14 protein-coding genes are annotated in these 23,781 nt (G+C 50.3%); 4 read left to right on the top strand and 10 right to left on the bottom strand.

Going from position 1 to position 23,781, the window contains the following annotated elements:
• The first annotated feature begins 287 nt into the window (after positions 1-287).
• Positions 288-899 (top strand): hypothetical protein, encoded by a 612-nt coding sequence (locus J2Y43_RS28130; RefSeq protein ID WP_309990370.1) that lies wholly within the window; start codon positions 288-290, stop codon positions 897-899.
• Positions 900-973: 74 nt separating this feature from the next.
• Here J2Y43_RS28130 and J2Y43_RS28125 read toward each other — a convergent pair whose 3' ends face one another.
• From J2Y43_RS28125 to J2Y43_RS28110, 4 genes are all read right to left on the bottom strand, one after another.
• Positions 974-2,305: a T9SS C-terminal target domain-containing protein gene (locus J2Y43_RS28125; RefSeq protein ID WP_309990367.1), complete on the bottom strand. Its 1,332-nt coding sequence runs from the start codon at positions 2,303-2,305 to the stop codon at positions 974-976.
• Between the two features lie 40 nt (positions 2,306-2,345).
• Positions 2,346-5,141 carry a TonB-dependent receptor domain-containing protein gene (locus J2Y43_RS28120; RefSeq protein ID WP_309990364.1) on the bottom strand — a complete coding sequence of 932 codons (2,796 nt, stop codon included), beginning with the start codon at positions 5,139-5,141 and terminating at the stop codon, positions 2,346-2,348.
• A gap of 87 nt (positions 5,142-5,228) precedes the next feature.
• Positions 5,229-6,002, bottom strand: a complete 774-nt coding sequence (locus J2Y43_RS28115; protein WP_309990362.1) for a hypothetical protein — start codon at positions 6,000-6,002, stop codon at positions 5,229-5,231.
• Positions 6,003-6,115: 113 nt separating this feature from the next.
• The gene (locus J2Y43_RS28110) at positions 6,116-8,428 is read right to left on the bottom strand and encodes a T9SS type A sorting domain-containing protein (protein ID WP_309990359.1); all 2,313 of its coding nucleotides are present in this window, start codon (positions 8,426-8,428) and stop codon (positions 6,116-6,118) included.
• Positions 8,429-8,808: 380 nt separating this feature from the next.
• On the opposite strand from J2Y43_RS28110, the gene J2Y43_RS28105 reads away from it, so the two are divergent.
• On the top strand, positions 8,809-9,654 hold the full coding sequence (locus tag J2Y43_RS28105) for a universal stress protein (RefSeq protein WP_309990355.1): 846 nt from the start codon (positions 8,809-8,811) through the stop codon (positions 9,652-9,654).
• Positions 9,655-9,798: 144 nt separating this feature from the next.
• Positions 9,799-10,821, top strand: a complete 1,023-nt coding sequence (locus J2Y43_RS28100; RefSeq protein ID WP_309990351.1) for an LLM class flavin-dependent oxidoreductase — start codon at positions 9,799-9,801, stop codon at positions 10,819-10,821.
• Positions 10,822-10,886: 65 nt separating this feature from the next.
• On the opposite strand, the gene J2Y43_RS28095 is transcribed toward J2Y43_RS28100, so the two are convergent.
• From J2Y43_RS28095 to gdhA, 6 genes are all read right to left on the bottom strand, one after another.
• Complete coding sequence (locus tag J2Y43_RS28095) at positions 10,887-12,443, bottom strand: RagB/SusD family nutrient uptake outer membrane protein (RefSeq protein WP_309990348.1); 1,557 nt, start codon at positions 12,441-12,443, stop codon at positions 10,887-10,889.
• 12 nt (positions 12,444-12,455) lie between these two features.
• Positions 12,456-15,827 (bottom strand): TonB-dependent receptor, encoded by a 3,372-nt coding sequence (locus J2Y43_RS28090; protein WP_309990344.1) that lies wholly within the window; start codon positions 15,825-15,827, stop codon positions 12,456-12,458.
• Positions 15,828-16,020: 193 nt separating this feature from the next.
• Entirely contained in the window at positions 16,021-17,061 is a 1,041-nt protein-coding gene (locus J2Y43_RS28085; RefSeq protein WP_309990341.1) for a FecR family protein, read from the bottom strand.
• 147 nt (positions 17,062-17,208) lie between these two features.
• A complete protein-coding gene (locus tag J2Y43_RS28080; protein ID WP_309990338.1) occupies positions 17,209-17,805 on the bottom strand; it encodes a sigma-70 family RNA polymerase sigma factor in 597 nt (198 codons plus the stop codon).
• Between the two features lie 282 nt (positions 17,806-18,087).
• Positions 18,088-20,184: a copper-translocating P-type ATPase gene (locus J2Y43_RS28075; RefSeq protein ID WP_309990336.1), complete on the bottom strand. Its 2,097-nt coding sequence runs from the start codon at positions 20,182-20,184 to the stop codon at positions 18,088-18,090.
• A 244-nt stretch (positions 20,185-20,428) separates the two neighbouring features.
• Positions 20,429-21,766 (bottom strand): NADP-specific glutamate dehydrogenase, encoded by a 1,338-nt coding sequence (gene gdhA / locus J2Y43_RS28070; RefSeq protein ID WP_309990333.1) that lies wholly within the window; start codon positions 21,764-21,766, stop codon positions 20,429-20,431.
• Between the two features lie 316 nt (positions 21,767-22,082).
• On the opposite strand from gdhA, the gene J2Y43_RS28065 reads away from it, so the two are divergent.
• Positions 22,083-23,780 (top strand): hypothetical protein, encoded by a 1,698-nt coding sequence (locus J2Y43_RS28065; protein ID WP_309990330.1) that lies wholly within the window; start codon positions 22,083-22,085, stop codon positions 23,778-23,780.
• The last annotated feature ends 1 nt before the right edge of the window (position 23,781 follow it).

Raw genomic sequence — 23,781 nt, 5'->3', positions numbered from 1 at the left:
GGATGGTTTACCCGGGGAGCTTTTTGCTGCAAAGAAACAACTTTGAGATGACTTTATGTGTGTCACTGCCGGGACACTTGTGGGAAAGGCGCGAACTACGCCACTCACCCAAACCACAAATCATTGACAACAAATTAGTTAACCGCTTAATTGATAAATATACACGGTTAGAAAAAACGATTTCGTAACATAGAACCTTCTACTTATCCGCTTAATAGGAAGTAGAAGTAGATTGACAGGCCGGTTACTTTATGCATTTGAATTAACCTTAAACCTCTCAGTTACTTATGCCTACCTTCACAATCAATTTTGTCAACAATTCCGATTCATCAGGGAGCTTTTGCGTTTTCCAGCAAAACCATAACAGCCCTAACCCGGATGTTTTTCCGCTTGCGTGGCGCGTGGAAAAAGCTGGGCCGCATTCGCAGTTAGCCATTTCCTGGAATATGGAGCTCTATTTCTTCTGGGGCAAGACCGGTGCTTTAAGGCCCGGGGTTGTTTTTAATGCGGGCGAGAATTCTCCTACCAGTTTGACGGAAAACAACGACATAACGCTTACCAAGGAAGACGGTAATTACAAATTTGTCAACAAGAAAAATGCGTATCCGCAGGGTTCGCTGAACATCATGTCCGACAACACCACTGCCATTAACCAGGCCAGTGTGGGTATCGGCATGTCGGGCGCGGTTGCGTTTGCCGTACAGGCGCAGCCCAACATGTATTTCCGGTTTTCTCCCCGTTTCGACTACTGGGCAACGTTCGCAGATGTGAAGCAAGGCCAGGTACTGGATCCGGCGGAAATCAATGCGGTGAAGATTGAATTTCCCTACGGCATTTTTTCGATGAATGCCACGCTGAATCCGGACTATACCTGGACGATCACGCAGGGATTGGATTAAATCGTCGGCAACAAAAAAGGCCGGGAGCAACGCCCCCGGCTTTTTTGAAATTCTGACACCAATTATATAAGATCTTAGTACTCTGTATTTTGAGGATCGAAGTTGGTCCAGCCGGTTGTCCAGTCTGTGGTACCGAAAGCTCCGATGTAAGCGTTAGCTTCAAACCCTGCCGGCAATGTAACACCGCCTGTCAGCAAAGGAGAGCCTGCCTGTGGAAGTACTTTCAAACCTGCGCCAAGCGTATTGTATGCCGCATCCAGTTTCAAAGTAGCGAGGTCTGCACCGAAAATGTTTTTGCGGGCTGCATCTTTCAGCAAAGTTGTATCACCCGATACGATGGCTTTTGTCATTCCTGTCAACACCAAACCGCGGTAATCCGAACGGCCTGCCTTGAAGTTAGCTTGTGTAGAGTCACCTTCCAGTTCCAGACCACCCTTAGGATAAGCGCCAGAAACCACCGAGTTGTAAATGCTGATAGCTGAGTTTCTACGGATACGGAACGCTGAGCGATATTTTGCATTCGGGCTTCCAGGGCCGATGAAGATGCTTACGTTGCTGAATTTAGCACTTGTCTTAGGTGAAGCACCTGATCCGGAGGCGTCGTTGTCGGACTCGAAACCATTTGAATCCGAGCAAGAGCATTGGTCAGCAACAGCCGGGTCTCTCAAAGCCATTGCATATTGTACGTTTCCGCTGAAACCCCAGTCTGTATCGAAATCGTCGTCCAGTGTACGGTAAGAGATAAGGTGTTTTGCATTCACACTTCCACCAAACCACTCGTAAGCATCGTCACCGCTGTACGAAACCTGTACGTAGTCGATAGTAGTTCCTGAACCCACGCCGCCGAAAGTAAGACCGTTGATCTCTTTATCGGTTTCAAAAGCGATACCTGCGAACTCGATACGAACGTATTTCAAAGTACCTGAGTTGTCGGCAGCATCCGTTCCACCGAAAGTAGATACGTTTTCACCTTCGATCGTGGCCGGAGTCTTGTTCACCGGTGCTTTTCCGAGGAGGATGATACCACCCCAGTCGCCATAGTTACGTGAGCCTTTTGCAGAAGAAGAAGTAAATACGATAGGCTTGGTAGCGCTACCTTCCGCCATGATTTTCGCACCCGGCTTGACGATCAGCGTACCTTTCGTCAGTTTATCGCCTTTGATGATCGTTCCCGGCTCGATAGTCAGCACAGCACCGTTGTCAACGTATACGAAACCTTCCAGAATATATTTGTTTGCAGCTTTCCAGGTTGTCGAAGCCGAAATCGTTCCTTTTACGGTAATTGTTTCGCCCACTGGAGCCGTTGGGCCCGGATCTTCACCATCATCATCAGTTTTACACGACACAACTACGAACGATGCGGATAATACCGACATTGCCAATAACCAAGTTGCTAACTTTTTCATTTAACAGGATGTTTAATTGATTTGTTTTTAATTTTTATGATCAAAGTGTGTAGCGCAAGCCAATCATGGAGTAAGTTCCTCTGCGGTATTTCTGATACAAACCGTCTGTTTTAGTATCGATTTTGTTATCATGGTTGGTATCCTGGTACAAGCGGAATGGCTGGTTGAGCAGATCCTGGATGCTTGCACGGATTTCGAGGCGCTTGCCGATGGTTTTGATAATGTTCAGGTCGATCACGTTACGCGACATTTCGAAGATATTGGCGCTGATCTGATTGTCGCCGATGATGAATATCCGCTTGCCTATTACATTGTACAGCGCATTCACCTGGAAGCCGCGCTCGTCGTCGTTGTAGAACAAACCGGCGTTGATCAGGTAAGGTGATTGCCCTTGCAGGTAACGGTCGGAGCTGCCGGTGGTTACGTTCGTTTTTACGTTACTGGTGATGAGCGATGCATTCAATGTCACAAGCATTTTGCTCAGGAAAGTGGCGTTATCAGGGTTTGATAGTGCTTTGCGAACTTCCAGTTCAACCCCTCTTGCATAAGCCGTTTTGGCATTGGCTACTGTGAAAGCTACGGTGCTACCGTTATAGAAGATCGCCGCTTCGATAGGATCTTTGAATGTCTTGTTGAACAACGACAGGGTAATCAGCTCACTTTTGCTTGGGTAGAACTCGTAACGCAAATCGTAGTTCTGGATCGTCGCATTCACCAGGTTCGGGTTTCCCTTACGCGACACGTCGAAGTTGAAGTCGTAATAGGTACTAGGCGACAGCTCGCGGAACTCAGGTCTGTTGACGGTCGTGCTGTATGCCGCTCTTACCGCGTGCCGGTCGTTGAATTTGTAAGTCAGGTTAACAGAAGGTAGCGGAGTGAAAACCGGGCGGTCAACATTTACCTCGATACCGCCTCCACGCTCGTAACCTTGCAATTGCTGGCGGTTGTATTCGCCGCGGAAACCTACGGTTGCATTCAAATGCTCGGTGATTGGCCAGTAGAACGATGCGTAGCCGGCTGCGAGCAGGTTTTGCGCCGCGTATTTATCATCAAAGTTGGTTCCCTCGGTGTAGTATACTTTATCGGAAGCCAGGTTCGAATTCTGGAAGAACTGCTCGGGAGTCTGCGTCAGGATTTCGTCACCTACGCGGTTCGGGTTTACGATACCAAACCAGCGGGCAGAGTATTTACGGTCTTTGTACTCGACATAAGTACCTACATTCAGTTTCGCCTGTTGCTCTGCCTCATCCTTCTTCGAGCCGATCAGCTGCTCGTAAGAAACGGTCCCCGTGCCTACGATCTCGCCGAGGCGTGAGTAAAAACGTGCTGCCTGCTGCAAGGTAGGAGATTCAAATTGTTGCAGGTTGATCTGGAACGGCTGGTTGGTACCGGTCTGGCGGGTTGATGTAAATCTTCTGAAATCAGGCTCGTTACGGTAAGTATAACCTGCACCGGCGATCCAGCGGATTTTCGATTTCGCCGTCAGCTCGTGTGTACCGCTCAGCTGGCCGGAGTAAATGCTCCTGGCTTCGTAACGGAATGCGCCGTTGCTGTAATCCAGGTTGTTTTCAAGGTTTCCACCGCCGCGCACAACCGTTTCCTTGTTACCCATCTGGTTGAACAGGTTACGGAATTCGATTTTGTTTTTAGGATTGAGAATAAATGCCCAGTTTGACATGATACCCAAACGTGCATTCTCCTGCAAGAACTGGTCGTTGAAACCCTCGATTTTCTGTCCCGAGAAATTGTATCGGCTCTGAGTAACGGTATTGTTTATACGTGAGAAAGAATAGTTGATATAAGAAGTGTTGGTAACTTCCATATCACGGACGTAGAACCTGCGGCTGAAATTGATACCCGCTCTCCAATCCGGTGATACGTTGATCTGCTTCGGAGCGTAGTAATCCGGCAGGTCCTGAAATTTCTGGATAATGGTCGGAGACTGCGCATTCAGGATCACCCCTCTTCTGTTCGGGAAATTATCGGGCAATGTACGTGTACCATTCTCGATACCAAGGAATTCCAATGCACCGCCCTTGTGGCTCGTAGCCGAGCTGAAAGTAGTTCCTGCGCGGTAACCCGTCGAGAAATTCACCGACAAACTGTTGCCGTCGGGAATTGTTTTGGTATATATTTTAATAGCACCACCACTTACATCGCCCGGGAGGTCTGCCGAGGCCGATTTGAATACCAGCATCCGGTCAATCGCCGAAGAAGGAATCAAATCAAAGGAAAAGGATTTAGTGTCTACCTCAGTAGAAGGAGTGATAATATCATTGAGCAACACCGTGTTATAACGCTCGTTCAAGCCGCGCACTACAATAAAACGGTCATCGAAAATGGAGATACCGGGCACGCGGCGGATCACCGCGGAAGCGTCGCGGTCTTGCGTACGCTGGATTTGCTGTGCCGAAATACCCACGGCAATCTGCTGTACCTGTTTGATTTCTGTGATTACCGATACTTCGGTATTGGTCTGGCGCTGTCCCTTCACGACCACTTCCTGCAAGGTTTTGTTGTCCTCGACCAGCGCGGTGGTGATGAGCGTCGATTTATCTGCTTCGACACGCACGTTGTCTATTTCTTTCGTCGCGTACGATACATAACTGATCTGTACTTTGTAAGCACCGGCAGGTACTTTCTGGATTTCGAAGTTGCCTTCTACGTCCGTCACGGAGCCGAACGGAGTAGCCGTTCCGATCAACTGAACTGTCGCTCCGATGATCGCTTCGTTGTTCTTGCCGTCTTTGATCGAGCCCTTTATAGAGCCAAATTGCGCAAAACAAGCGCCTGTTGTTAAAATAAGGAGGGAAATCGCTGTAACCAAATGTCTCATAATCAGTGTCTAATATTTTGACACAAAACTATGGCGGCAAGATTATTCCGATATGTCGTTAATATTAAGTTATTGTTAAGTCCTGTTCTACATGATTGCGTGCTTCAAAGCTATAAGCTCCTTATAAACAGCATGATGCGAACCCAAAACGAATCGCGACCGTTTGCAGATCGCGTGACAGCTCTCTTTTATTTCCTCGAAAACTAACAGCCGCTCTTCATAAACGACGAAGATTTTCTGAACGATCACCGCGATCTCGCGGGTCAGGTTCTCGGCCTGTGCCACGAGTGCTTGCAATGTAGCGGTGGAATAAGGGGATATTCCGGCAAACTCATTGGAAGGTCCCACCCTGGCAACCAGATGTTTGAAATTGTCGAGCAATACCTGGTACGACAAATTGAAGGTATCCAGGTCTTTTTCAAAATGAGGTCTTGCCAGATCAAAAGGAGGCGCCAGCGGATTTTGCACGGAAATCGCGGCGTAAATGTCTTTCACCTCTTTCGAATAGCCGTCTTTCGCGACCCTGCCTTTGGCTGCGGTGGTCTTGATGACATATGCTACGTGCTTGATGCTCATTTCCTCGCCCTTGAATAGGCGCTTACGCACAAGGGATACATCTATATATTGTGTGATCACCCGGGCGAGCTCGGCGTCCAGCCGCTCGTAGGTGTTCATAAGCCGCCGCAGCTCATCGGCAGAAGACAGTGCCGAGGCTGGTGTATATTCGTTTTCCGTTTCAATCAGTTCCAGGACTGATCCTACCTTATGCAGCCTTCTTCGCAAAGATTTCTCAAAAGGTGTTTGGTGCAGGACGCTATCATTCAGCGACCTGCCGGACAGGAGTGAGGTAATTCGTTCCATCTAAAAACCAACAATGCAAGCCACAAAACTAGCATTAATAAGGAAAACTCAATACCGAATCGTTTTTTGCCCCGGTAGCACCGGTAAATGCTACCAGGGGCGGGTACTGTGGCTTACCGGCCGATCGCGACCTTTCTGCTTGTGACAATATCATCCCGGCCGGTGATTTGCAGAACGTACATGCCGGCAGGCAAATGACCGATGCTGATAACCGAACCCGGCTTAGAGCTTTTCAGTACCGTTTTGCCGCTTTGATCCAGCAACTCCACGGAAGCGGCATTTTTCAGGGCTGTTTCGGTGAGTTGCAGGCGGTCGGCAGCCGGGTTAGGATAAAATGAGAGCAGATCCGGACTGTCAAAAACTACGCGTGCTATTTTGCTGTATGAAAATGTGCTGTCGTGGTCTACCATTTTCAGGCGGTAGAGATTAGTCCCAATGAGCGGTGCATTGTCCACGGCGTCATAGTCGATTTTTTCGCGGCTCGCATTCGCCGCTTCAACGCTTCCCACCACGTGCCATTTGTCTCCGGCTGCGCTGCGCTGGATCTCGAAGTGACTCGAATTGGTTTCTTCGGCCGTCGACCAATTGAGTGATACGTGGTTCTCCCTCGCGGTTGCTTTAAAGGCGATCAGTGTTACGGGCAACACATCCGTGACGGTAACCACCACCTCGCTCGTTTTCGCACAGCCACCCTGGCCGGCGGTCACCGAATAGATGTACGTTCCGGGAACCGACGATACTCTTACGTCGGTAAGGTTAGCGGCGGTGCCGACCTGGGTGCCATTGAGCTCCCAGCGGTAAGTGAGCCCCGAACAGTCTCCTGCGCAGGCGGACGACAGGTTGATCATCGTCCCTACCCGTGGGTTGCTGTTGCTCGGCGATCCTGTGATCGAGAGCTGGCAATCCACTTTCAGGTCATTGTTAAGCAATATATTGACTGGCGCTCCATTGGCACCATTCCGTGCGGCCATCCAGGTTTTGTAAGCATCGCAATCCCCCGAATAGCTGTCACGGTTGGTTACGCAGCCATTCTGCTGAATGATATTCGATAGGGTAAAACTATCCTGATTGCTGGGAGTGGGAGTTGTAACCGGCTGATTGACCCACGTGTCGGCCAGTTGCCGGACGGCTGGTCCTCCGCCCGAACTCAGCAGGTTTTCAAAAAACATACAACTCACCATCTGCGCACCATGGGAATAGCTCTCGGTGGCGTAGGCGATGAAATTGGCAATGCCAAGGCTCGCATTGAATCCGGCCTCGTTGATGTACAGCTTTCCGGGAAGATTTGAGCGCAGCAGATCAATAGCGAACCGGTGATCGTAAAGGAAGTCATCATTGATCTTGATCCCGTCCATTTCGGCAGCAATCTCGTCAAATGAAAACGTGGTTCTTCCCAATGACAATTTATCAAACACCGAACCATGATGCGATATGGCTTTGATCCGGCTGTCGTGCGCCTTGACCGTATTCTTGAAAATCGTATTTACCTCCTTCAATACCTGTGTCCGGTACAAGTACCAGTCGGTGCCGTCGGGCTGGGTGAATGTGGTGGCCGACGGTCTTTTGGGCGACACCTCGTTGAAAGAGCGGTAGTTGGTCCCCCATAAGAAGTTAAGCGACTGGATTTTTTCATATTTAGCCGCAAGCCAGGCCCTGTAACCTCTCACCATCGGCTGCGAGTAATCCGAGAGGCTGTTGTTATCCCGAAGGTTAGTAGGTTGCTCGTAGTGATATTTGTCAGTTCCGATCTCGTACTCCCCCTCTCCGTTACGGGTGTAGATCAGGTCGATATAGAGCAGTTCGCCCGTGTCCTGAAGGTAGCCATACCGCTCCAATACTTTATTGGTGAAATCGACGATCCGGTCGCGGGTTGACTGTGCCGCGAGCGAAGTCATCACGAACTGCACATTGACTCCGTTGATCTGCCCGCCATATTTCTGAAAGACGGCCTCCGTACCGTCATATCCGACATTCAGGATCCGCTCCTCTTTTAGCCAGCCGTCCCCTGTATTAATGCCGTAACGATCGGAATAGCTGTGCGTAACGTTGTCGCCCGTACTGATGGCAACGTTGATCCCGATCTTCATGCCCAGCGACCTCGCCTTGGCGATCTGGTCGTCGTACATCTGCCATACGTTATAGTCGTCTCCGTATTGTTGTTTCAAAACCCGGGAGATGTATCCGTTAACCATCCCCCACTGCATACTCAGAAAAACCGCATTGCAACCCACATCATGTGCCTGCTCGATCAGCTTCATACTATTCCAGTTGCCTTCATTTACCAGACTGAGCCCCAGGTAGCGCTGCTGAGCCTGCGCCTTGGGCCAAAAACTTATAACGTTGAGAAAAATGATCGTCAAAAAAAGCTTTTTGGCCAGCACAGGATTGCTTCTGTTGGCCCTAATCGTCTGCAACATTTTCTGCATAGCAACAAGGTTTTGTGAGTTTACGGATTCAGACCCGAGGCCTAAAATTGGTGTAAAACTTACCTCTAACCGTGTATTTTGTATAACCAATACCAGTATTCAACCAGCCTCCCGCACTTGAATATCACTAGAATTCTGATCGATAGTAGATAAAATTCTACAACCAGTAAGCAAACTACTAACTTTTATTTAATTACCAATCGTTATTGTTCGCAAGCGATATCTATTCTACTTCTACAATGTAAAATTTATTCGATGACAACTGGCGCTCCAAACATGAGAAAAGTCAGTCTGTAAAGCATTAGTCATCATGCCTGATCCCATTGCTTGCCGATAACTTGCAGCGTTCCAAATGACCATTAGTTCTAAGCGACCTGCATATGAAAAAGATCCTTGTTCCCTTCGACTTCTCTGTACTTTCCATGTCCGCACTCCGGTTCGCCATTGAGCTGGCCGAAGCTGCCGGGGGTGAGGTAATTGCCCTGCACGTGGTGAATATAACGCCCGTTTACCTGGAAAACCTGGATCCGACGGGGTATGCGGTCGGGTCCGCTTCGATACTCTCGGAATTGGGGCGCGAGGCCACCGCGAATTTTACGCGGGTAAGGAGTGAGTTGAAAACGCGCTTGGAGCCAGGCTTCCGCGTCGAACAGGGATTACTCCATCAGGTCATCATCAAAACCATTCATGAAACCGAGGCCGATTTGGTGGTGATGGGAACAAATGGCAGTAGCGGGCTCGCGGAAGTGATCGTAGGTTCAAATACCGAAAAGATCGTCAGAACCGCCCCTGTCCCCGTTATTTCCATTCATAAGGGTCAAAAACTCAGCCAAATCCGCAACATCGTTTTCCCGACGACCATCGATTTGCAGCAGCACCGCTTCATATGGCAGATCAGGGCATTGCAATCATTCCTGGGGGCGCACCTGCACCTGCTTTATGTAAAAACTCCGGATTCGAGGGATACGGATCAGGCATTGACCCATATGCTTAGCGACCTCGCCGAATATTACGCTCTTACCGAATATAGTGTGCACGTTACGCACGCGCCCAACGAGGAAAAAGGCGTGCTCAAATTCGCTGCCCGCATGCCCGGCTCCATGATCGCGATGGCCACGCACGGCTATACGGGCCTGACGCACCTCGTGCTGGGAAGCGTAGCCGAAAATGTCATTAACCACACCCATGAAGCAGTCTGGACCTACAAGCTCTCCGAGCATGTATAAAGCTCAAAAACCTATGGATGCCCGGCCCCCTCATTTTGCATTTGCTTTGCAAGAAGGTCGTAAAAATGGTATTATTGCCGACCTTGAAATCGATTGAGAGGCCATTTAAAATCCAATCGGGTATTTGACCAAGACATACGTGTTATGAAGAAGATAGGTTTTTTATCGTTCGGGCATTGGTCTAACCATCCGGCTTACAACGCCCGGACCGCGAGTGACACATTGCTTCAATCCATTGACCTGGCAGTCGCTGCCGAAGAAATCGGTTTGGACGGTGCATATTTCCGGGTGCATCACTTTGCGGCTCAGCTGGCATCACCTTTCCCGTTGCTTTCGGCCATAGGTGCTAAAACAAGCAAAATAGAGATTGGTACGGGTGTAATCGACATGCGTTACGAGAATCCGATGTATATGGTAGAGGATGCCGGCGCGGCGGATTTGATTTCGGGAGGGCGATTACAACTGGGGATCAGCAGAGGATCGCCGGAACAGGTGATCGATGGATGGCGCTACTTTGGCTACGAACCGGCCGAAGGGGAAACCGACGCCGATATGGGACGCCGCAAGGCACTGGAATTTCTGGATAAATTAAGCGGCGAAGGGTTTGCACAGCCCAATCCGTACCCGATGTTCCCGAACCCGCCTGGTTTGCTGCGGTTGGAGCCCCACTCCGAAGGCCTGCGCGAACGTATCTGGTGGGGCGCCGCTTCCAATGCCACGGCAGTATGGGCGGCCGAAAACGGAATGCACCTGCAGAGTTCTACGCTGAAATACGATGAAAGCGGCAAGCCCTTTCACGTGCAACAGGCGGAACAGATCAGATTGTACAAAGAAGCCTGGAAAAAAGCAGGGCACGAGCGTGAGCCAAGAGTTTCCGTAAGCCGGTCTATTTTCGCATTGGTAACCGATCAGGACCGCTATTACTTTGGGCAGGAAAGCAACCGGACCGATAAGATTGGAATGATCGAGCAGGACAAGCGCGCTATTTTCGGCAGAAGCTATGCCGCTGAACCAGACCAGCTCATCAGGGAACTGGCACAGGACGAGGCCATTCAGGAAGCCGACACCATCCTTTTAACGATACCGAATACATTGGGAGTTGATTACAATGTACACGTATTGTCTTCTATTTTAGAGCACGTCGCACCGGGGCTCGGGTGGCGCTAAACGCTCCGCGGTTGCAAACTTATCTTCCACGGAACGTGGAAGATAAGTTTGACCAGGCATCCGGCTTAGTACCCCGGGTTATTGGGTAGCAGGCTTTTATTAATCTGGATATCTGCCTGCGGCACCGGCCATAGCCAGCCCTTGGCGGCATCGAAAGTCCTGGTTTCCATCCTGATTTGCGTAAACACCCATTTCGCAGGATTGGAAGGGTCGGACAACTTTGATTTGTCGTAGCCATACACATCGTGCACCAGCGATTGGTCCTTCCATCGAAGCATATCCGCATACCGCGTTCCCTCATTGTAGAACTCCACCCTTCTTTCGTGGCGCAGTATAGCGCGGAGCTGGGCTTTATTGAGGCCGCTGCCCTCTACGCTTTCAATTTTGGGCATATTCACCCTTGCACGAACGGCGTTGATCAGGTCGTACACCTCCTGGGCCGTACTCCCCGACTCGATCAGCGCTTCGGCCCGCATCAGGTAAATGTCGGCATACCGCATCAGGATCGTATTCAGGGACGTGTTGTTAATGTCGGCGGCGCCCAGGTCGGCGTACTTGCGCGGGCGCGCCCCGCACGGCACTTGATCGTTGGCAGGGATAAACACGGCTGAGCCCATCTGAGAGCCGGGTAAAACGACCGAAGCGGCCAACCGCGGATCCCTGTTTTTAAACGGGTCCTGGGCATTGTATCCGGAAGCCGCGGCAGTGATGGGCAATCCGCTGGTCATGTAATACGAATTGATCAGGTCCGCGGTCACATTGCCTGTGGGCCAGCTACTGAGCGACAAGGCCGAGGTCGGCCAGGGCTGGGATTGCGTAGATTTGATATACTGAATATCAAAAATCACCTCGGCGCTATTTTCGTTTGCCTCCTGAAAAAGGCCTTCATAGCTCGGGAACAAACTATACTTGGCCAGATCCATGACGGACTTCGCCGCACTGGCAGCCTCCGTCCACTTTTCGTTGTACAGCAGCACTTTTGCTTTATAGGCCAATGCCGCGCCCTTGGTGGCACGTCCCTTGTCGGTACCGCCATATGTATCGGGCAAAACGGCCGCAGCCGCGTCCAGGTCCGACAGAATAGCGGTCAGTACCTCACTTTTGGGTGTCCTCGCCACGTACGCTTCCGACAACGTCTGAACCGCCAGTATGAGTGGCACGTCGCCGTAGTAGGTTATCAGATCCGAATAGGCATAGGCTCTCAAAAACTTCGCCTCCGCTGTCATCTGCTTTTTGATATCGTCGCCGACGGGCGCTGCTTCCAATGAAGCCATGAATGCATTCGCCCGGCTGATAATCGTGTAGTTCTGGCTCCATTTTGCGGCAGGGGCCCAGCTGGATGCATTCGTCAGCCATTCGCCCACTTCTTTGGAACCTTGCCATGCGTCCTGGCAATAGCCGTTGTCGGACATAAAGTCGAACTGATAGAAATGGTTGGGCGTGGCCGACGGCTGCAATGCATTGTATATGCCTATCAGCCCCATTTTGACTTGCGCTTCATTCTCGTAGAATGTCGAGGGCGACAGCCGGTCTTTCGGTGTTTTTTCGAGCAGGTCGTCGGAGCAAGCCGACAGAAAAAAAAGAATGCAGGAGGAAGCTGCTATTGTTACTATATTTTTCATGTTTTGGATCATCTAGAAGTTAACACTTAAACCCATTGTGAGCACGCGCACCTGTGGGAACGCCTGCGCGCGCGTCTGGTCGGTTGTTTGCTCAGGATCAAAGCCTTTGAACTTGGTTATCGTGAAGGCATTCTGAACATTTCCATAAACCCGCATGGACCCAAGCCCTATTTTGGACAGCAGTTTCGGGCTGATGCTGTAACCCAGCTCTACGTTTTTCAAGCGCAGGTAGGCGGCGTTTTCCATGTAAAAGGACGAATGGATGTTGGTACGGACACCATCGAGGGTGAGTCTGGGGAATTTATCGGATGGGTTTTCGGGCGTCCAACGGCCTTTCCACCAGTCACCCAGGTTGGCAAAGCCGCTGAATGGGGTCGCAATCTCGTAGTAGGTATAGCCCTGGATACCCTGTACACCTTGGAGGAAAATCCCGAGGTCGAACCCTTTCCATCCGAAATCAAGTTTCCACGAGTAGCCGAGGTCCGGGAACTGCTTGCCGATCACCTTCCTGTCGTTGTTCATATCAACAATGCCGTCCCCGTTAAGGTCCTTATATTTGATATCGCCCGGCTGCGCAGAGTAGTTCGATACCGATACCACACCCGGTTTCAGCGTGTACTTCCCATCCACCTGGTCAAAATCCGCCAGCTGGTAAATCCCGTCCATCTGGTAACCATAAAAGGAATTGATCGCTGCCCCCACCTTGGTAGCTTTCGGCGAGCTAAGGTCTTCGGGGACTTCCAGGCTGGTGATTTTGTTTTTGATGTGTGTCAAAACAATGGTGGAACTGAATTTAAGGCCATTAGAGAAGGATTTCTTGTAGCTCAATGCCGCCTCGATGCCTTTGTTCTGCACTTCGCCGGCATTCACATACGGGTTTCCGAGCGCCATCGTGAGCGGAATAGGCATGGTTTTCAAAAGATCTTTGGTCCTTTTGTCAAAATAATCGAGTGTTAAACCAAATCCGTTTTTCAGGTTCAGGTCGATACCGATGTTCCGTTGCTCGGCTGTCTCCCAGGTGATATCCTTATTGGTCATGGTGGTGATGGCCACGCCCGGGTATAATGTCCCACCAAGCGAGTAGTTCAATCCCGACGACAGTACATCGCTGCCATTATAGTAGTTGTTGATATTCTGGTTGCCAAGCCGCCCCCACGAAGCCCGCAATTTGAGCAGGCTCAGCCAATTCATACTTTGCATAAAGCCTTCCTCCGAAATCACCCAGCCAGCCGAAAACGATGGAAACACACCCCATTTGTGGCCTTCTCCAAACCTCGACGACCCATCCCTTCTGATATTCGCTTCGAACAGGTATTTGTTATTGAACACATAATTCACCCGCCCGAAATAGGACCGCAGCCCGAGATCATAACTACCGGCATTATTGGTCTGGGTTGAAGCGTCCCCCAGGCTCAGCACACGCTGGGTATTATTGACGAACTTGGAACGGAAGCCGCTTTCCCAATCATACAAAAACTCCTCCTCGGAATACCCGGCCAGCAAACTCAGATCGTGCTTGCCGAATGTCTTGTTGTATTTAAGCAACGAAGTCAGCATGGTCTGAACATCGGTTTCATTGGTCACCGTCAAATCCGAGGTAAGGTTTCGAAAACTGCCGTCCTTGTTGTAAAGCGCCACGTTGGCGTGAAAAGCATTTCTTTTGGAGGTAATCGCTTTGTAGCCGTAGGTGAGCATGGCGCTCAGTCCGTCCACAATGCGGTATTCGGCTTCCAATTGCGCATTCAGGTTATAGCGATTGGTCTTGGCCGTGCTTCCTTCCTGGATTTCCCCGTAGTAGTTGCGCTCTCCGTTTACCGCCATCCAGTTGCCGTTGGCATCTTTCAGCGGGAGCACCGGAGCGAGGGTAGCATACCATTCGGCATTCCACAGGTCGGTAGGTTCGTTTTTCACACCCAGGTTACCCGAAATGTTGCTGCTCACGCGAAGTTTCTGATTTTTAAGAAAGTAGGCATCGATATTGGCCCTGAAATCGGTCTTCTTATAATTGGTACCAACCAGGATCCCCTTCTGGTTCAACTGCCCGAGCATGAGGGCAAACTGCACTTTTTCGTTACCCCCGCTCAGATTGAGCCGGTGGTTCTGAAGATTGGCCTTCCCGTAATACACATCGAAATAATTGATGTCGGGATACAGCGGATCGTTGTGCGCGGCAAACTTCTGAATGTCGGCGTCGGTGTAGGGCAGACTGCTTCCGGTATTTGCCGCAGCCTCATTTTTGAGGGTGGCATAATCTACTGAATTCAGCACGCCAGGCAGGGCCGTCGCACGTTGCGAGCCGAAGTAGGCATTGTAGCTGATGCTGAGCTTGCCCGCAGCACCCCTGTTGGTGGTGATCAGGATAACGCCGTTTGCGGCCCGGTTGCCATAGATCGAGGAAGATGCCGCGTCTTTCAACACGGAGATCGATTTGATATCGTTGGGGTTGACGTCGGTCATGCTGCCGGGAAAGCCGTCGATCAGAATCAATGGGGAGTTGTCCCCGAAAGTCCCTACCCCACGGATGCTGATTACCGCGCCGTCCGCGCCGGGTTGCCCCGAGCTTTGCAATGCATACACACCTGCAATGGTGCCTTGCAATGCCTGTCCGGTATTGGTTAATGGCCGGCTTTTCATGTCGCCCATCGGCACATTTCCCACTGAGCCGGTCAGGTTCACTTTTTTCTGACTTCCGTAACCTACCACCACTACCTCTTCCAGGTTCTTATCGTCAACGGCCAGCGTTACATCCAGATTGGAACTACTTCCCACCTGTATTTCCTGCGCGGTGTAGCCTACGAACGAGAAAACCAACACCGCATTTTCATCGGCGACTCTCAGGGAAAACTGGCCATTGGCGTCGGTAATGGTACCCGTCGTCGTGCCTTTCACCGCGATATTGACGCCCGGCAATGCTGCATTTTTATCATCCACTACTTTACCGGTGACGAGCTTCTCGCTGACCTGCCCGCCTACCTGTGAAGCGTCCGGATTTGGTGGATCGGTGACGTGAGACGAGCTCGGGGGCAGTAGTTTAAGAACAATCTTTTTGTTGATCGTCTGGTAGGTGATATTGTCGGGATAAAACATCTTATCCAGCGTCTCGGCCAGCGTTTTGTTCTCGACGTCGATCGAAACGCGGCGGTTTACGGGCAGTAACTGTAAGCTATATACGAACTTCACATTTGCCCTGGTTTCGAGCGTCGCCAATATTTCCTTGATGGGCTTATGCTCAGCCTGAATACTCACTTTCTTGTACAGGAGCTCTTGCGCCCTGCCTTCGCGGGCGAGACTCGTGGCGCCGGCCAAAACCGCCAGCAGGAACTGTATGGAGGATAATCTCATAATCGTCCACAAAGGATCTATGATTCCAGATACTTTTTTCATTGTTTTGTACTGTTAAAACTTTAAGAAGGTTTGACAATAGTGCCAGGCTCTTGCTTGACGGTCAATCTATCAAGAGCACGACTGGACTTTACGGCCGGGAAATGCTCCAACATTTTCCGGCTTTTTCGGATGACTTTTGCTTGGATAATTACTGCTTCATATTGCTGATTTAGGGTTAAATTTTTCTCTATAATTAGCGGCATCCCTCCCCGGATATCATCACATCTTCATCCCGCACCTCAAAATTTGCATTGATCGCCGCACAAAGGATTTCCAGGTTCGAAACCAGGCTCGGGTCCTGCGACATATCAGCCGTAACGATACAGTTTTTGATCAGCTCCGAGCTCACGGAAAACCGTACGCCATATGCCTTCTCAAACACGGCCAGTATCGCCGACACCGGTACTTCTTTAAACGTGAATGCCTCGGAGAGGTCCGCATTATGGTAGTCGTTCAGCAACACCGGCTTGTCCATCAGTCCGCGAACCAATGCGTCGTTCCCCGACAGATAGGTCACTTTTTTGTTAGGCGTGAGCAGCACGGGCTTTTCGTCGGAAACCCCGGCTTTTTTAGTCATTTTTTGCACCATAACCTTTCCGGAATACACTGCCACCTCGATATTGCTCGTCCCTTTGAGCTTTTTGACCGTGAAGCTGGTACCCACCACCCGTGTTACAATGTGATCGGAATAAACGAGAAACGGCCTTCCCGCGTCCTTTTCCACCTCAAAGTAGCCTTCGCCTTTCAAATACACCACCCGGCTGCGGGCTTCGAACGAGGTAGGATAAAAGAGCGATGAACCCGCGGCGAGCCGGCATTTGCTGCCATCCGAGAGGTGCACGGTCAAGGCGCTGTCCTTCTCGTTGGTGACCATGTTCAAATGGGCCGTTGCCTCCGTTGCTACGCCCGATATGGCCGGTCTGTTGCCGCCACGGTACTTGTACATCAGGAACGCGCCCACCAATACGAGTATCGCTGCACCGGCTGCTCTCCGCATGAACACCGATGACCACCACAAGCGACGTGTTTTGGGCTGCGGCTCCTGGAATCTGCCCTGCTCGATCCGTTCCCAGATTTCCTTCTCCATATTCGGGTCCGTATCGAGCGCGCTGTGCCTTTGATCGTAGTCGATGGAGTCATACCAGATATCCATCATCCTGGTCTGCTCAGGCGTGGTTTGTTCTGCTCGGTATTTTCGTAAAAGATGTAAAAACTTCCGGAGTTGCTTTTTCATGACGGGCGAAGCTTGGTATCCACTGTTATTTATCCAGTAGGAATACCCTCTCCGAACCGCAAATGGTTTAATAAAATATTTGAAAGTTTACATACAAAACCAACTTTAAACTAAATTATCTTGAAATAATTCAATCAAAGCCAGATATCACTTGCGGATGATCAACGACGTGAAGAGTGTTAGCAGCAAAACGATGTATTCTTTCAAATGCCCGCGCAGGTGCCGCAGGCCCATGGTGATGTGATATTCCACCGTCCTTTCGGGCAGGTTCAGCAGGCGGGAGATTTCGAGTACCGACTTGCCTTCCATTCTGTTTAGCGTAAAAATCTGGCGGGTCTTTTCGGAAAAGCTGCTGATGCATTCCAGTATCTTCTCCTTCAATTCTTCAAAGGCCATCTGATCCTCCACGGACTCGGTTGCCCCCTCGTAAAAAGTTGCCCAAATCGCCTCGTCATGGCGTTTTCTGAGAATCTGCCGGTCGTAAAAATCCAGTACCTGGTATTTGACGGCCCTGGCCAGGTATCTTTCAAGTTCCTGAATATGAGTGCGCTCCCTGCGCTGCCACAGGTCGAGGAAAATATCCTGGACAATCTCCTTGGCTGCGTCGTCCGACCCGGTTTTAGAGAAAGCCTGCCTGAATAACTTTTTCCAGTAGCGCCGGTACAACTCAGAGAAGGCCCACTCCTCCCCCGTCTCCAATCTCTTCACCAGCTCATGATCACTTATCAGGGAGGTCACCGACATAGTCAATGTCAAATTTTAAAATCCAACCGGGTTTACTGCACAAAATTCAATGCTGAGGCCTACCGCCAGACTACCTCATACCATGCACGCGGTGGTAAACAGGACCCCATAATTAAACAATACAAAGGAATAATATTTATTTTACGAGACTGGTACGATTTTGCCCAAATCGGAACGAATTTTGGTCAAAATAGGTGGGGACTGCCCGGCCTTGACCGCTATCCGCCTGGTGTTGATTGTCGTAGGGAATTGCGCTGATTTCGAAGCGCAGTTTCAGGGGCATTAAGTATGGCGGTCTGATCCGCCCGGGATTTGATTTACCCGCAGAAGTTTTGCATTGATCGCGACCACGATCGTCGATGCGCTCATCAGGACGGCCCCCATTGCCGGGCTCAACATGAACGAAGGGTACAAAAGACCAGCCGCCAGGGGAATCGCAACAACGTTATAGCCTATTGCCCAGGCAAGGTTCTGCACCATTTTTCGATACGTAGCCCTGCCGAAGGTGATCATCTGAACCACATCCATGGGATCACTATTTACGAGGATTATATCTGCTGTTTCTGCCGCAACATCCGTTCCGGAGCCCACAGCGATACCCACGTCTGCCTGTGCAAGTGCGGGGGCATCATTTACGCCGTCACCGGTCATTGCTACAATTTCCCCCTTTCGCTGGAACTCCCTGATCTTGTCTTGCTTCTGATGCGGCAACACATTGGCCAGGTAACCGTCCATGTTTAATTTCTGACTGACAGCTTCCGCTATTTTCTCATTGTCTCCCGTCAAAAGAAAAGACCGGATGTTCAATCTTTTTAATTCCAGAATGGCCTGCGCAGCACTTTCCCGAATGCTGTCTGCCAACGTGATGATACCGACCAGTTTGTCATCGACAAGAACGAAATTTACGGTATCCGTAGCCTGATCAACCTCTTTGGGAATGCTGGGCACGGGTTTATTTTCCTGACTGAAATAATTGGGGCCCACGGCGAGAACCTTCTTGCCATTTACCAGGCCAGTCACCCCGACGCCTTGCATGTAAGTAAAATCAGTGGACTTCCATAGTTCCAAGCCCCTTTGCTTCAACTCCCTGATAACCCCGTGCGCGATATGGTGCTCGGAGTTTTGTTGCACCGCGGCAACGTACTGCAAGATTTGGTCGGAAGAAAACTCATGATCAACCGGTATAATCTTTTGTATCTCATGTGACCCCTTGGTGAGGGTGCCGGTTTTGTCGAAAATGATTGTCGTGAGTTTGCGGGCATTCTCAAATGCGGTACGGTTCCTGATCAAAAGACCATGTGTCGCGGAAAGCGTGGTCGATATCGCTATGACCAGCGGAATGGCCACACCCAATGCATGCGGGCAGGATGTTACCATCACGGTTACCATCCTTTCCAAAGCAAATGCGAGCGACTGACCGCCTGTATACCAGACAATGAACGTGACCACACCGACAGTGATTGAAACCAATGTCAGCCAACCGGCCACTTTATCCGCCAGGTTCTGGGTGTTCGACTTGGCGCTCTGTGCCGTCTTCACCATGTTGATCACCTTGTTCAGATAGCTCTCATCGCCGGCGCCGGTGACCCTCACTTTCAGCACACCATCCCCGTTAATCGCACCGCCAATTACCTTATCATCCTTCTGCTTTTGAACAGGAACACTCTCCCCGGTAAGCATACTTTCATTCACATAGGAACCGCCGTCTATAATCAATCCATCGGCTGCAACCTTTTCCCCCGGCTTGATGAACAGAATATCATCTTTGCGAAGGTCCTTTAACGCGATATCGCTTACCTGCCCATCCTTTTCGACGTGGACCACCGACGGAAGCAGGGCTACCAGCGATTCCAGGGCTTGCGAAGCGGCCATCTGCGACTTCATTTCCAACCAATGGCCAATGAGCATGATGTCGATCAACGTTGCCAGCTCCCAGAAAAAGTCCATCCCTTCAAGCCCTAATACGACAGCCACGCTGTATACATAGGCCGTCGTGATGGCCACGGCAACCAGCGTCATCATGCCCGCACGTCTGCTTTTCAATTCACCCACCAAGCCGCTCAGAAACGGCCAACCTCCGTAGAAGTACACCATGCTGCTGAGTGCCAAAAGCACATACCTATCCCCCACGAATCGTAAATGGAACCCGGCCCATTCCTGGATCATGTGCGATAACACCAGGATCGGTACTGTCATTAAAAGACAAATCCAGAATCTCTTCAGAAAGTCCGCTGTATGATGTCCTGCATGTTTGTCGTGCCCGTCATGATCAGCATGCCCACCATCGTGCACAGCCTGGTGGCTGTTGGCAGGCATATTCATCAAATGTGCCTCTCCCGGCTTTTTATCCGTATGACTGTGGTGGTGGTGATGTTCCATGGTCGAGTAATTTTGTGGTGCTTGTGAGGTTTGCTGCATCGGCACTGAAAAAAAGAATGATTGGCCGGCCGACTATGAGGATAGTTACAAAGATCACCTTCTGCGAACAGGTTTTGCTACACAATTCCTGCTGTCTGTTACAGAATTATGGGATTGCTCGATCAAATTAACGTTCATAAAAAAATCGCGGGGCGCAATTGAATCAATTGCCGCCCCGCGATTCTCAATATGGATTAGCTCTCATCTACACCAATCCCTGTGCGATCATGGCATCGGCCACCCGCACGAAGCCTCCGATATTTGCACCCTGGATATAGCTCATACGGCCGTCAGGTTTGCGCCCGTAGCGTAAACAGGTTGCATGAATATTCAGCATAATCTCCTTTAACTTCTTATCCACCTCCTCGCGCGACCATGAGAGGCGCAGCGAATTTTGCGACATTTCCAGACCTGAAACAGCTACGCCGCCCGCATTCGCCGCCTTCCCGGGCGCGTACAGGATGTCGCTGTTTTCAAATACCTTGATCGCCTCCGGAGTGCAGGGCATATTTGCGCCTTCTGCAACACAGAAGCAGCCGTTCCTGATCAACATCCGGGCGTCTTCGGCATGCAATTCGTTTTGTGTGGCGTTCGGCAAGGCAATGTCGCATGGCACTTCCCACGGGGTTTTGCCAGCCACAAACTGGCATCCAAATTTGTCGGCATATCTGCTTATCCGGCCCCGCTCTTCATTTTTCAAATGCATAATATAAGCCAGTTTCTCGGCGTCAATGCCTCGCTCATCATAGATATAACCGGATGTATCAGAAAGCGTAACAACCTTTGCGCCCAGCTCGACACACTTTTCGAGGGTGTACTGCGCTACGTTACCAGATCCGGAGATAACTACCCGCTTACCTTTGATGCTGTCGCGGCGTTGGTTCAGCATTTGTTCCACAAAATACACTACACCATATCCCGTCGCTTCCGGACGGATCAGACTCCCGCCGTAGCTGGCACCTTTACCCGTTAAAACACCGGTAAATTCATTCTTAAGCCTCTTATACTGACCGAATAGAAACCCGATTTCCCTGGCTCCTACTCCGATGTCCCCGGCAGGGACGTCGTTATCCGAGCTGATATGTCGAAAAAGCTCCGTCATGAAGCTCTGACAAAAGAACATTACCTCCCGATCAGAACGTCCTTTGGGATCAAAATCAGCCCCTCCCTTACCGCCACCCATCGGCAGCTGAGTGAGGCTGTTTTTAAAAATCTGCTCAAATGCGAGGAATTTGAGTGTACTCAGATTAACGGATGGGTGAAAACGCAAACCACCCTTGTAAGGCCCGATCGCACTGTTCATCTGGACGCGATAGCCACGGTTCACTTCGACTTCTCCCAGATCATTCATCCACGGAACTCTAAAAATAATCACACGCTCAGGCTCGACAATCCGTTCCAGAATACTGGCTTTCTGATAATGCGGTTTGTCTTCAATAAAAGGAATAATTGTTTCGACGACTTCCCGCACTGCCTGATGGAATTCAAATTCACCGGAATTCCGGCTGACGAGGCGGGTCATAAAAGATTCAACTGAAGTCACTGCTCAACACTGTTTAATACAAAAAATCAACTTGTCCATTCAATTAAGACGCGCTAATATAAATAAGAAGTAACCGAACTAAAATTTGAACGTCCCGAATTAGTCCCCTACCCGCTTACCCAATCTGCATCCCACAACGAGTCTCTCCCCGGCGAACAGTCAATATTGGACGAAAGAAACCTGACCCAGGTTTTCCGTCCAGCGATTTTTGGGTGACGTTCATCGATTATCAGCGATGCCCGCTATACGAAACTTCTAGATTCATGGCATCAAACCGGGACTTACTTCTCATGTCCCGCTTAGTTGTCCATAAGCTATGAAAGCCAGTTTTACATGTTTCGGGATCGCGTTGATGCAATGCTTTTATTGCCTGGTCGGAGTTGCGCAAAGCACCGACGGCAAGTCCAGGCTAGTACAACTGTCGGGCGGCCTGAATGCCTATGCCGGCCTATACCGGTCGGGCGGTATCGCCGGGCGCAACCAACCGAACCCTTTCGGACTGAGTGGTGCCATCACGGTGTCTCTTCCAGGAGGGATCACATTGCCATTTTCGGCCGTTTTGGGCAATCAGGGCACCAGTTTTCGCCAGCCTTTCAACCAGTTCGGACTTAGCCCTTCCTACAAATGGGCGACTGTGCACGCCGGCTACCGAAACGTGACATTCTCTCCATTCACGCTGGCCGGTCATACTTTTTTGGGCGGCGGTGTGGAACTCAATCCGGGTTTGCTCAGGATCGGAGCAGTTTACGGCAGGTTCAATAAAGCGATATCGTCAAGCATTGCCGATCCCAATATTATCCCCTCGTTCAAAAGAACTGGTTATGCTTTTAAAGTGGGTTACGGTAAATCCAATAACTATGTCGATCTGCTGGTATTGCGCGCCAGGGACGACACGAATTCCATTTCGGGTATGGTCTCAACACCAGAACAGAGCATTGTTCCGGCTGAAAATCTGGTGGTGGGCCTTAGCTCGCGTTTGCTGCTTGTGAAACATATTTCAGTGGAGGTGGATGCGGCCGTGAGCTCTTATACACGCGACATGCGCTCGTCCGAGGTTGCTGCCGAGGGGAGTAATTTCCTGGCGAAGTTTTTGGGCAAAATGATTACACCCCGCCTTTCAACGCAGCTAACCCAGGCTACCCAGGCAGCGCTGGGCTACCAAAGCAAATGGGGCTCTGTCAAGTTACAGTACAAGCGCATCGACCCTAATTTTCAGACGATGGGTGCGTACTATTTCCAGAGTGATATTCAGAGCTACACCGTGGCTCCCACGCTCAACCTTCTGAAAGGGAAAGCACGAATTGCGGGAAGCTATGGAATTCAATATGATAATCTGGCCAAAAACAAAAACGTCCGCACCGGGCGTACGATTGGCTCACTGATGGTTTCGCTTAACCCGCAGCCGGAGTTCGGCGTTGATATATCGCTGTCCAACTACGGTTTGAATCAAAAGGCGGGTATCAGGCCGTTGATAGATACCTTGCGTATTGCGCAGAACAACTTGTCGGCGACGGTAAATCTCCGCTATTCAATCCTGGGCCAGGAAATGTCCCACGTGTTCAATGCAACAGGCACGCATCAGCAGCTTTCCGATTTAAACGAAAACACGGCTTCGAGCACGGAAAACAACAATGAAAATATAAACATCGGCTATTTCCTGACGCACAATCAATCCGGGTTCGGAGCAAACCTGATGCTTTCCTACACCCAGTCGGGCCTTCCCTCCATAGACTCTTCCATGACGGGCAATGTGAAATTTTACGGTCCGACACTGGGCACCAATTATTCCTTTTTCAAGAAGAAGCTGAGCACTTCGGCTAATTTCTCTTACCTGGTCAACCAACAGTTTGGCATAACAGGCAAGGTGATGACGGCTTCCGCCAATGCAGGGTATCAAATAGGTAAAAGGCAGAGCATTAGCTTATCACTTAACTACCTGAATTCCAATACAGGACAGGTATCCGAAAAGTTCGACGAAGTCCGGGGAAGCTTTGGCTATGGGATTACTTTTTAAT

This window comes from Dyadobacter sp. BE31 (genome assembly GCF_031457695.1).
In the GTDB taxonomy this organism is placed as follows: domain Bacteria; phylum Bacteroidota; class Bacteroidia; order Cytophagales; family Spirosomataceae; genus Dyadobacter.
This window is presented reverse-complemented; position numbering and strand designations above follow the sequence as displayed.